The organism is Arthrobacter sp. TJ-178, assembly GCF_058269275.1.
The window spans coordinates 33,375-44,299 of record NZ_JBZCNK010000007.1; the positions used below are offsets into that span (position 1 = coordinate 33,375).

Below are 10,925 nucleotides of genomic sequence, written 5' to 3' on the forward strand. Positions count from 1 at the left end.
GATCCGCAGTCCGTTTTCAAGGAGAGTTCCCGTATGTCCGCCGGAATAGTTGTAGTTGTAGGGTCGCTGAATGCTGACCTCACCGTCCGCACCGACCGCTTCCCGCAGCCCGGGGAAACCCTCAACGGGTCTGAACTGGTGATTGTTCCCGGCGGAAAGAGCGCCAACCAGGCGGCAGCAGCGGCCATTTTGGGCGCCGAGGTCCGCCTGTTCGGTGCGGTGGGCGCCGACGGCCACGGAGACCTGCTGCTGAAGGCCGCGGGGAATGTCGGTGTTGACGCCTCCCGGGTGCTCCGCCGCGCAGACACGGCAACCGGTACGGCCATGATCGTGGTGGACGCTGCCGGAGAAAACACCATCATCGTCTCCCCCGGCGCCAACGGCACGGTCACCGGAGCCGAGCTGCCGGCCGACCTGTTCGACGGAGCCGCCGTGCTCACCCTGAGCCTGGAGGTTCCGCTTGACGCGGTCACTGCTGCGGCACGCGCAGGGCACGACGCCGGCGCGCAGGTCCTGCTGAACCTCTCCCCGTACCGGGAGGTCCCGGCCGAGCTGCTCGCACTCACCGACGTCCTGCTGCTCAACACCCACGAAGCGGCGCTGGTCACCGGTCTTACTGATCCGGCCGCCGACTGGGAAGCGGTCATCGCTGTCCTGGGACAGCTCGGCGTGCGGCGCACCATCATCACGCTCGGCGGGGACGGCGCCGTCGTGTTGGACGGCACTGCCTCCGGTGCGGACCGTGTGGTTGCAGTGGCACCCACCCGGGTTACCGCGGTGGACACCACCGGCTGCGGGGATGCCTTCACGGCGGCCACGGCCGCCCGCCTGGCAGCCGGGGATTCCCTCGCCGACGCCGCAACGTTCGCAGCCCGAGCCGGCGCACTGGCTGCCACCCGCGAGGGTGCCCAGTCGTCCTACTCCGCGCTGCAGGAGCTGGTGGGCTAAGGCTCGATCACCGCACACGACGACGGCGCTTCCCGCTTGGGAGGCGCCGTTTTCGTCTGCTGCTAGGCTCTGGCCGCATGGATGAAAAACTGGGGGAATTCCTTCGCAACTTCAACCGTGCCATCGAGTTGGCACAAGCGCACCGCGATGATGCTCCGGGGCGAATCCGTCTTTTGGACGTACTCACCTCACACCTGGGCACGTCAGTAGCTGAAATCCCGATCCTGGCCCAGGACTTTCCGGTCCATCGTTTCGCGGACCTGGACATCGCCGTCGAGAAGATCTCCGGGCAGGATCCGCAGGCACGGCTGATAGGTGTGGGAGGCGGGCAGCAGCGCCACCACCAATCCCTCTCAGATCTGGTACAGCAGGAATACGGACCGGTCAGCGTTGGCCAACCGGATTTCCTCAATCTCGCCATCGGTCCGGACAGCACCCGCGAAGTGTTGGCACTGGGACTGCGGCTCTTTATTTACGAAGGGATTCCGCTGGCGGTGCTGCAGCGCGCAGCCAATCCGCAGTACGGACGCAACGGGACCGACATTGCCGTACTGGCCCCGGAGCGGGAAGCGGCGGCCCGCTTCTTGGCAGCAGTCCAAGAGGATCTGCGGACCAACAGCATTCTGCGCGGACAGGTGGTCTCCTTCGCCTTTGACCCCTACGGCCAGCAGGGCGCCGGCGTCACGTTCCTGCCCCGCCCCTCACTGCCCGCAGACGAGGTGATCCTGCCCGACGGCGTGCTGGACCGGGTGGGCCGGCATGTCCTGGGGATCGCAGCCAACCGCGACGTGCTTCGCGACCACGGGCAGCACCTCAAGCGCGGCGTCCTGCTCTACGGCCCGCCCGGCACCGGGAAAACCCATACCGTCCGCCACCTGCTCAGCGCCAGCGAGGGCACGACGGCGGTGCTGCTCGCCGGGAGTTCGCTGCACGCGGTGGGAGAAGCGGCCCGCCTGGCCCGTGCCATGGCGCCGTCCATGGTGATTCTTGAGGATATTGACCTGGTGGCCGAGGACCGGAACATGGGCAACCCCCAGCCCCTGCTCTTTGAAGTTCTCGACGCCCTGGACGGGCTGGATGCCGACGCCGACGTCGTGTTCCTCATGACCACCAACAGGGCGGAAGCCCTGGAACGGGCACTCGTGCAGCGGCCCGGGCGGGTGGACCTCGCCGTCGAAATTCCGCTGCCCGATGTCGGAAACCGGGTGCAGCTGCTGGAACTCTATGCCCCGGCCGGAGTGTTTTCCGAAGCTGCACTGCAGGCTGCCGCGGACCAGTCCGAGGGTGCCACGGCGTCCTTCGCACGGGAGCTGATCCGGCGGGCAGTACTGGTTGCCGTGGATGCCGGCGAGCAGCCCGGTGACAAGCACTTGGCCGCCGCCGTTCGGGAACTCATGGGCCAGGGCGAGGCATTAACGCGGAGCCTGCTGGGTGCCGGCGGGGGTTCTGACGGCAGGGATTCCGACGATCCCGGGCTGCTGCCGGATGGCCAGGAACCTCAGCCCGGGGTCAGCACCGGTTACAGCTTTGGCTGGGTCGGCCAGGGCGGGGCCCGATATGTCCCGCTGCCGCGGACCACATGATGGCTACCGTGCCGCGACGCGCCCGGCTGTGCGGCCGCTGAACAGGCAACCGCCCAGGAAGGTTCCTTCCAGGGAGCGGTAACCGTGCATCCCGCCGCCGCCAAAGCCCGCGGCTTCCCCGGCAGCAAAGAGGCCGGGAACCGGATTTCCATCCAGCCCCAGGACCCGCGAATCAAGATCGGTTTCCAACCCGCCGAGGCTCTTGCGGGTCAGGACGGAAAGCCGGACTGCGATGAGCGGACCGTCTTTGGGAGCCAGGATTGGACGCGGAGTCGCCGTGCGGATGAGCCGGTCCCCCAGATAATTCCGTGCGCCCCGGATGGCGGTGACCTGACTGTCCTTGCTGAAGGGATTGGCGATTTCGCGGTCGCGGGCTTCCAGTTCGCCGCGGACGGCCTCGGCGGACAGGACCGGAGCAGCGCCGTTGGTGGAGTCCTTCGCCAGCGCGTTCATTCCCGCCACCAGTTCCTCCACCGAGCCGGCGGTGAGAAAGTCCTCACCGTGGTCCAGGAACTTTTGCACCGGCCCGGGCACCCCGGCGGTGGCACGGCCCAGCACCTCCCGCACGGATTTACCCGTCAGATCCGGATTCTGCTCGGACCCGGACAGTGCGAACTCCTTGCGGATGATGGCCTTGTTGAGGATGAACCAGCTGTACTCATGGCCGGTGCCGCGCAGATGTTCCAGCGTGCCCAGAGTATCGAAGCCCGGAAACAGCGGCACGGGCAGCCGATGTCCCGCAGCATCCAGCCACAGCGAGGAGGGCCCGGGCAGGATCCGGATGCCGTGGTTCGCCCACACCGGGTTCCAGTTCTTGATGCCCTCCACGTAGTGCCACATCCGGTCCGGGTTGATGACCCGGCCGCCGGCAGCTTCACCGGCAAGGATTCCCCGGCCGTCCACATGTTCAGGCACCCCGCTGAGCATGGTGGCCGGCGCAGGACCCATCCGCGCCGGCCACGCCTTGCGCACCAGGGAATGGTCACCGCCAATTCCACCAGTGGTGATAACGACGGCGCCGGCAGTGAACTCGAACTCCGCCAGCGGGACGCGGCTGGTCGCAGCGCCGCGAACCGCCGTCGTCGGCTCCAGCACGGTGCCGCGAACCCCGGTGACGCTTCCGTTGCTTAGCGTCAGATCTTCCATCCGGTGGCGGAAGGCCAGACGGACCCGGCCGCGGGCGACGCCGTCGCGCACCTTTGCTTCGAACGGTGCAGTGATGCCCGGTCCGGTGCCCCACGTGATGTGGAACCGGGGCACGGAGTTGCCGGGGCCGGTGGCACCGTAACCGCCGCGTTCCGCCCAACCGACTACAGGGAAAATCCGGTGGCCCATTTCATGCAGCCACGCACGTTTTTCCCCGGCTGCGAAGTGAACGTAGGCCTCGGCCCAGCGGCGGGGCCAATGATCCTCCGGCCGGTCAAACCCTGCCGTTCCCAGCCAATCCTGCCAGGCCAGATCCACAGAATCCCGGACCCGCAGCCGCCGCTGCTCGGGTGTATCCACCATGAACAGTCCGCCAAAGGACCACCAGGCCTGGCCGCCGAGGCTAGCCTCGCCCTCCTGTTCCAGCAGAATCACGGTGCGGCCGGCATCAATGAGTTCCGAGGTTGCCACCAGCCCCGCCAGTCCGGCTCCTACAACAATGACGTCTGCATCTGTGGTTGGCTGCATCCGGTTCACGGTACCGGCAGAGTGTGCCTCTGGCTAGGACCGATAGTTCATGGTGACCGCGAGCCGTCCCGCGGCTGCACCGCCCGCTGATCTGGCCGCATCTCCCGCTAAATTGGCCACTTGGTCCTTGCCCCTTTCTGCCCGAAGCGCTCGTTCCTAGACTTGGGGTTATGGACTGTGCTTTCAGAGAGCTGCCGTCCGCCCCGACCTGACTGGAGAGAAACTATGGCTGAGAAGGAAAACCCCGCATCCGGCGAGGACCAGAACCGCACCCACAACGAGGCTCCTTCCGAAGGAGACACTTCCTCCGACGCCGATACGCAGCGCCAGCACACCCAGGATGCAGCTGAGGGAGACGACGCCGGCAAGAAGTAGGCCGGCAGCAGCAAAAGGCCTGGGATTCCACTACGGAATCCCAGGCCTTCTCAGTTGGTACGACGCCCGAACCGCCGGGCTTTCCTGTCAGGACGCCTTTGCCCTTCCAGTGCTGTGACTGGCCTCGCCCAGTACATCGGCGTCATGGCTTTGGTCCACAATCGGGCCGGTGCCTGCAATCTCGCGCAGCAGTTCAATACCGGCAACAGCCGCCTGCTTCGTGGGGAACATCGCTGATACCGCCATCAGGGCGCCGTCACCGGAAATGAGCTTAATCCGGAACGCGCCGTCGTGGGCGTCTACCAGCTTGAAGTAGCCCGACATCTCTTACCTCCTTGTAAGGGGTACATCTGTGCCCTTAATAGTAAGCCAGCTTACGGCTGGCGGAACCATCCGATTCAAAATTCGAGTACCTGCTGAGGCGTGCTCATCCGGACTGCCCGCCCTGCCTCCCGGGAGCGGCCGTGAGGGCGCGGAGAATTTGTTCCGGAGTGGCCGGCTGAGAGGTGAGCAGGGCCGCGAGGATGCGCGCCTGAGCAGGCTTGAGGTCCCCCGACGGAATGGCTCCGGCCCGCACCAGGTCAACTCCGCCCCCTGCCCCGTACGTCGGTACCACGGGCCCAAACGGCACCCGGGAACTCAGCACCACAAAGCACCCCGCCCGCACAGCATCCTGGACTGCTTCAGCAAATCCGGGGCCGGCATTTCCGAGCCCTGTCCCGGCAAGGACAACGGCGTCGGCGCCGGCGTGGACGGCATAGGAGAGAAGATCAGGATCCGCGCCGAGCGGACAGTCGATGATGCTGACCCGGGCGGCGTCGAACTTCTCGCCCGGCATGCGCAGCGCTGCCGGACGCAGCGGCCGGGCTGTTACGTGCAGGCTGTCGCCGATGAAGTGTGCCACCTCGGTGCCGCCGGCAAAGGGGTCTGCAGCCGTGGTGCTGGCGGCGAAAGAGCCCCGGGCGGATCGGACCGTCCCCGCAAATGAAATAAGCACGCCGGTGCCGCGCAGTTCCGGAGAGGCAGCGGCCTCCACGGCCTCTTCCAGATTCTGCGGTCCATCCGGAGCAGGACTGTCGGCGGGACGCCTGGAACCGGTAAACACCACGGGTTTGGGCGAGCTGTGGACCAGGTCCAGCAGGAAGGCAGATTCCTCCATGGTGTCCGTTCCGTGCGTGATAACCACGCCGTCCACGGTGGAATCCATAACTGCATTCCGGGCTGCTTGAGCAATGCGGCGAAGGTCCGAGAGCTGCAGCAGGTAGCTTCCGGTGACCATGACGTCCTGCACGGTAACGGTATGCCGCCGGGAGAGCGTACGGATCAAATCCGCGGCGTGATCAGAGGGCACCAGCCCGCCGGGCCCGGTGCTCCGGGACGCGATGGTCCCACCAGTGCCGATGATTCGGATGGAAGCCATAAACCAGCCCTTCGCGTGTTTCGCATTTACCAGCCAAGGTAGGCCGCGCCTGCAGGTTGTGGCTAGGGCGCAGCACTGTACCGGCTGCGTGGAAGCTGATCCTGGGAATGCTGCGGGCGGGGCCCGTGTTGGACCCAATAGCGCGCCGAGTGAGAAGTGACGCGGCGTGAGAAGTAACGCGAAAAGCAAGAAGGGCACCATGCAGACCATTGACCAAAACGTCATCGACTTTGTTCGCCGCTACGGCAGGGTCCAGCCCCAGGATGTTGCCGAGGAGTTCGACCTCGGCGGAGTGCAGACCCTGAACGTCCTTAAGTCCCTGGAAGACCTGGGCGCCCTGCGGCTGGTTGAGGGCGGCGACGGAACCTTTGCCGTACCCACGGGACAGTCACTCTGCGATCCCTACACCGGCACCTGCATCTAACTGTTCCCGGCGGGCGCAGCATCCACCCTTACCTAGACTGGATTCATGGCCGATACCGTCACTGCTGAGCAGCGCAGCCGGAACATGTCCCGGATTCGGAGCAAGAACACCAAACCCGAGCTCCTGGTACGGCGGCTCCTTCACGCAGCCGGCTACCGGTTCCGCCTTCACGGCTCCGCCGGCGGAAAACTGCTCCCGGGAAAGCCCGACCTGGTTTTCGCTGCCCGGCGCAAAGTTATTTTCGTCAACGGCTGTTTCTGGCATCTGCACAGTTGTCCCGCCGGACAGCATGCACCGCAGACCAACGGCGCCTTTTGGGCCGAGAAACGGCAGCGGACTGCGCTTCGCGATGCTGCAGCAGTAGAGTCGCTGGCCCTGGCAGGGTGGGAATCGCTGACGGTATGGGAGTGCGAGCTGAAGGACCGCAGCGCTTTGGAGGATCAACTTGTCAGCTTCCTTGGCCCACCCCGGTCAGGCGGTCACTAGACTCTAAAACCTCACCTCAATCGCACTCAAGTGAAGGCAGGACCTACATGGCACAGAACAGCGCCGCCAAGCGCGGCGTCCTTTTCGACGTCGACGGAACACTGGTCGATTCCAACTATCTGCACACTGTGGCCTGGTGGCAGGCGTTCCGTCGAATGGACCACGACGTCCCCATGTCCGCCGTGCACCGCGCCATCGGCATGGGCGGAGACAAACTCGTGGAACATCTGCTGGGGGAAGACAGGAACACGGACGAGGACGAGAAACTCGACGACACCCACGGTGCCATCTTTTCCGCCTGGTGGCCGTCCCTGCGTTCCTTCGACGGCGCCCGCGAGCTCCTGCTCGCCTGCGCAGACCAGGACCTGACCGTGGTACTGGCCTCTTCGGCGACGGAACCCGAGCTGAAAGTCCTGCGCGGCGTGATCGACGCCGATTCGGCGATTGCCGCCGCCACCAGTTCATCCGACGCGGAAGAGTCCAAGCCGGCACCGAACATCCTGCAGGCAGCCTTGGATACCTCCTCCCTTGCAGCTGAAGACACCATCTTTGTCGGCGATTCAGTCTGGGACGTGAAGGCAGCCGCCGATCTGGAGATCCCCACCATCGGGCTGCTCTGCGGCGGCACCAGCGAAGCCGAACTGCGCGAGGCCGGAGCCAAGGAGATCTTCGAAGATCCCCGCGACCTGCTGGATAATCTGTCCGCGTCACTGCTTGGGAAGCTCATCAGCCGCAGCTGACCCCCTGGCAATCAGGGAACCAACTGCACCCAACAGAACAGAAGAGCCAGACGAAGGGCCGGGGAAATAAGTTCCCCGGCCCTTCGCTCTGTCCGCCCGGTTATCCACCCGTTCTGCTCGCCGGGGAAGGACTGTTCTGCCAGCCCAGCTGCCCGCCGGGAGCGGCTGCCTGAGGCGGATGCCGGGCACGGACACGGGCTTCGAGTCATTGACATCACCTCTTATCTGTACGAGGGTAAGCCGCAGCGGAAGCGCTTTCCGAACCTGCCGGCAAGCTCCGGCCCGGAGGCAACCGCTGGTCGGGAAGCAACGATGCACCCCGCCCGCTCCGCCAATCCTTCGCACCCTCTGGAGCTTTCGCAGATGACACGTTCCCCCTTCCGAACCGCCATCATCGGTACCGGCGGCATCGCCCACGCACATGCCCAAAGCATGTCGACCCTCAGCGACAGGGCCCAGGTGGTTGCCGCCGTGGACATCGATCCGGGCCGCTTGTCCGAGTTCTGCGACAAGTGGAACATTCCCCGCCGCTATTCCTCTCTGACGGAGCTGCTGGCAGCCGAGGAATTGGATCTGGTCCACCTGTGCACGCCGCCCGGGTTCCATAAGGAGCAGGCTGTTGAAGCGCTGCGCAGCAACGTGAATGTCCTGTCCGAAAAGCCTCCGGCCCTGACGCTGGCGGATATGGATGAGATCGCCGAGGCGGAGGCCGCTTCGGAGGGCTTCTTCGCCACGGTTTTCCAGCACCGCTTTGGATCCGGCGCGGAAAACCTCAAACGACTCATGGGTCAGGACGAGCTTGGCCGCCCCCTGGCCGCAATCTGCAATACGCTCTGGTACCGGCCGGACAGCTACTTTGACCTGCCGTGGCGGGGGCAATGGCTCGTGGAGGGCGGTGGACCCACCATGGGCCACGGCATCCACCAGTTCGATCTCCTGCTTTCCATTTTGGGGAACTGGAGCGAGGTTACGGCCGTCGCTGCACGACAGGCCCTTCCCACCAATACCGAGGACTTCTCCGCCGCGATCGTCAGCTTCGAGAACGGGACCGTCGCCACCATTATCAACAGCCTCCTGGCGCCGAAGGAAACCAGCTACCTGCGCTTCGACTTCAGCGGTGCCACCGTTGAACTGGAGCACCTGTACGGCTATTCGGATGACAGCTGGCAGCTCACCCCGGCTCCGGGACGCGAAAATCTTGAGCGGCTGTGGAAAGAGGGACTGACCGGCAGGGCGTCAGGCCATTCGTCCCAATTCGCCGCCATCTTCGATGCCCTTGAGTCCGATGCCGCACCGCCGGTGGCCAGCGCCGATTCGCGCCGAACCATGGAACTCATCGCCGCCATATACGCCTCGGCCTTCACCCGCCAGCCCGTTTCCCGGGGCCAGATCGGTCCCGATTCCCCCTTCTACGGTGCCATGGACGGAAACCGTGCTCCGTGGACCGATGTGAAAGAGAGCCACTAATGCCTCAGCTTCCCTCCCATCCCACCGAACCGGTCAGCGCCGGGCTGTCGCTGGTGCACGAGTATGACCGAAGCCTCCGGGTGAGCTTCAACGGACAGGAGATTTTCCGGTATGTGTACCGTCCGTGGGATGCCCAGTTTGAATCCCCGCGTCCCTATTTTCATCCGCTGACGACCCTGGGCGGCAAGGAAGTCAGCACTTACCGCCCCCATGACCATCTCTGGCACAAGGGAATGGCGTGGTCCCTGCCGAATGTGGGAACCGAGAATTTTTGGGGCGGACCCACGTACAACCGCGGACGCGGTTACGAGCAGCTGGACAACAACGGCTCCACCCGGCACATCGATTTCGCCTCCCTGGAGGCAACTGCGGAACGCATCACGGTGGTGGAAAACCTGGAGTGGATTACCCAGGCCGGTGAGCTGTGGGTCCGGGAAGAGCGCCGGTTTGCGGTGGACGTGCTCGACGGCGAACCAGACGAGCGGGCCTGGACGCTGACCTATTCCACTTCCTTCACCAATGTGTCCGGATCCGACATCGTGATGGGCAGCCCCACCACCAAGGGCCGGGAGAATGCCGGCTACGGCGGACTTTTTTGGCGCGGACCCCGCTCCTTTACCGGCGGCTCCGTCTACATCCCGGGCAGGAAAGGCGGCGACGACCTTAACGGAATCCGTTCCCCGTGGATGGCCTTCAGCGGCCAGCACGACGGCGAGGGCGGGGCTTCCACGCTGGTCTTCGTCGATTCCCCCCACAATTCCTATCCCGGAGCCGAGAACACCGAATGGTTTGTCCGCACCGGAATCTTCGCCGTCGTGAGCCCGTCCCCCTACTACTCCACGGAACTCACGTTCGAGCCGGAGCAGCGCCTGTCCTATGAGTACGCCGTGGTGATCGCGGACCGGGACCGGGGCGTGGAGGGGTCGGAGCAGCTGGCCGAGGCCAGCCTGCGGCTGCTCGGATCCTCCACCGCGGCCGGCCGCTGATGCTTCCCGTCACCGGGGGCGGAGCAGCCGGATTCCCGGGCGGCACCGGGGTCACCCGGATCAACGTCTACACCTGGGATGCAGTGGACGGGCAATGCGGCGGCAGTCCCCACTTACACACCGCCACCACTGAAAGCTATGTTGTGGTGGCCGGCCGCGGACGGGTGCAGACCCTCAGCTCCACCGGGTTTGACGAGCATCCCCTGGCGCCGGGCACCGTGCTGTGGTTTACCCCGGGCACGGTCCACCGGCTCATCAACGACGACGGCGCCCTGGAAATCGTGGCCGTCATGGGCAATTCCGGGCTGCCGGAAAACGGTGACGCCGTCATGACTTTCCCCGAACGCTATCTGAACGATCCGGACACATACCGCAAGGCAGCCGCCCTCCCCTCCGAGGGCACAGTGGCAGCCAGGGAGGCTGCCGTCATTGCCCGCCGGGACCTGGCGATGGAAGGATTCCTTGCCCTTCGCTCCCGCGTCGAAGCCGAAGGACCGCAGGCCCTGGAACACCTCTACCGGCAGGCGGCCGCACTCGTTCGGGACAAAGTGGCAACGTGGACGGCCCTCGTCCGCAACGGTCCGCTGGCTCAGGCCCAGCAGAGCCTGGAGCAGCTGGAGCGGCTGGCACAGGGCGACGGCGCCCATCTGACCCGCGCCGTCGTGCGCTCCGCCGCACCCATCTCCTCCGATCCCGTGTACGGGATGTGCGGCCGGCTCCAAACTTGGAATCTTCTGCCCGCACTCGAGGAAACCGGGAACGCGGCCGGCGCGGATCATCACAAGGACCCGGTGGTAGTCTCCAAAAACCAGTGAGGAAGAA

General features: G+C 65.3%; 12 protein-coding genes. 9 read left to right on the top strand and 3 right to left on the bottom strand.

What is annotated here, in order from left to right; genetic code table 11:
• Positions 1-33: 33 nt before the first annotated feature.
• Positions 34-948 (top strand): ribokinase, encoded by a 915-nt coding sequence (locus tag AC4D2Q_RS16535; protein WP_490947539.1) that lies wholly within the window; start codon positions 34-36, stop codon positions 946-948.
• A gap of 77 nt (positions 949-1,025) precedes the next feature.
• Positions 1,026-2,531 carry an AAA family ATPase gene (locus tag AC4D2Q_RS16540; protein WP_490947540.1) on the top strand — a complete coding sequence of 502 codons (1,506 nt, stop codon included), beginning with the start codon at positions 1,026-1,028 and terminating at the stop codon, positions 2,529-2,531.
• A gap of 3 nt (positions 2,532-2,534) precedes the next feature.
• Here the strand turns inward: AC4D2Q_RS16540 and AC4D2Q_RS16545 are convergent, their stop codons facing one another.
• On the bottom strand, positions 2,535-4,205 hold the full coding sequence (locus tag AC4D2Q_RS16545; protein ID WP_490947541.1) for an FAD-binding dehydrogenase: 1,671 nt from the start codon (positions 4,203-4,205) through the stop codon (positions 2,535-2,537).
• A 225-nt stretch (positions 4,206-4,430) separates the two neighbouring features.
• Here AC4D2Q_RS16545 and AC4D2Q_RS16550 point away from each other — a divergent pair, with 225 nt between their 5' ends.
• Positions 4,431-4,580 carry a hypothetical protein gene (locus AC4D2Q_RS16550; protein WP_490927733.1) on the top strand — a complete coding sequence of 50 codons (150 nt, stop codon included), beginning with the start codon at positions 4,431-4,433 and terminating at the stop codon, positions 4,578-4,580.
• An 87-nt stretch (positions 4,581-4,667) separates the two neighbouring features.
• Here AC4D2Q_RS16550 and AC4D2Q_RS16555 read toward each other — a convergent pair whose 3' ends face one another.
• Together AC4D2Q_RS16555 and AC4D2Q_RS16560 are read right to left on the bottom strand one after the other, a co-directional pair.
• On the bottom strand, positions 4,668-4,904 hold the full coding sequence (locus tag AC4D2Q_RS16555; protein WP_490947542.1) for a YegP family protein: 237 nt from the start codon (positions 4,902-4,904) through the stop codon (positions 4,668-4,670).
• A gap of 103 nt (positions 4,905-5,007) precedes the next feature.
• Positions 5,008-6,000: an asparaginase gene (locus AC4D2Q_RS16560; RefSeq protein ID WP_490947543.1), complete on the bottom strand. Its 993-nt coding sequence runs from the start codon at positions 5,998-6,000 to the stop codon at positions 5,008-5,010.
• Between the two features lie 199 nt (positions 6,001-6,199).
• On the opposite strand from AC4D2Q_RS16560, the gene AC4D2Q_RS16565 reads away from it, so the two are divergent.
• The 6 genes from AC4D2Q_RS16565 to AC4D2Q_RS16590 all read left to right on the top strand — a co-directional run bounded on the left by AC4D2Q_RS16565 (position 6,200) and on the right by AC4D2Q_RS16590 (position 10,918).
• Positions 6,200-6,424, top strand: coding sequence for a hypothetical protein (locus tag AC4D2Q_RS16565; RefSeq protein WP_490947544.1), 225 nt, complete (start codon positions 6,200-6,202; stop codon positions 6,422-6,424).
• 45 nt (positions 6,425-6,469) lie between these two features.
• Positions 6,470-6,910 (top strand): very short patch repair endonuclease, encoded by a 441-nt coding sequence (locus AC4D2Q_RS16570; RefSeq protein WP_490947545.1) that lies wholly within the window; start codon positions 6,470-6,472, stop codon positions 6,908-6,910.
• A gap of 47 nt (positions 6,911-6,957) precedes the next feature.
• Entirely contained in the window at positions 6,958-7,650 is a 693-nt protein-coding gene (locus AC4D2Q_RS16575; RefSeq protein WP_490947546.1) for an HAD family hydrolase, read from the top strand.
• Between the two features lie 363 nt (positions 7,651-8,013).
• Complete coding sequence (locus AC4D2Q_RS16580) at positions 8,014-9,117, top strand: Gfo/Idh/MocA family protein (RefSeq protein ID WP_490947547.1); 1,104 nt, start codon at positions 8,014-8,016, stop codon at positions 9,115-9,117.
• Positions 9,117-10,103, top strand: coding sequence for a DUF6807 domain-containing protein (locus AC4D2Q_RS16585; RefSeq protein ID WP_490947548.1), 987 nt, complete (start codon positions 9,117-9,119; stop codon positions 10,101-10,103). Before AC4D2Q_RS16580 ends, AC4D2Q_RS16585 begins: the two co-directional genes overlap by 1 nt.
• Positions 10,103-10,918, top strand: a complete 816-nt coding sequence (locus AC4D2Q_RS16590; RefSeq protein WP_490947549.1) for a cupin domain-containing protein — start codon at positions 10,103-10,105, stop codon at positions 10,916-10,918. The genes AC4D2Q_RS16585 and AC4D2Q_RS16590 overlap by 1 nt, the downstream gene beginning before the upstream one ends.
• Positions 10,919-10,925: the final 7 nt, after the last annotated feature.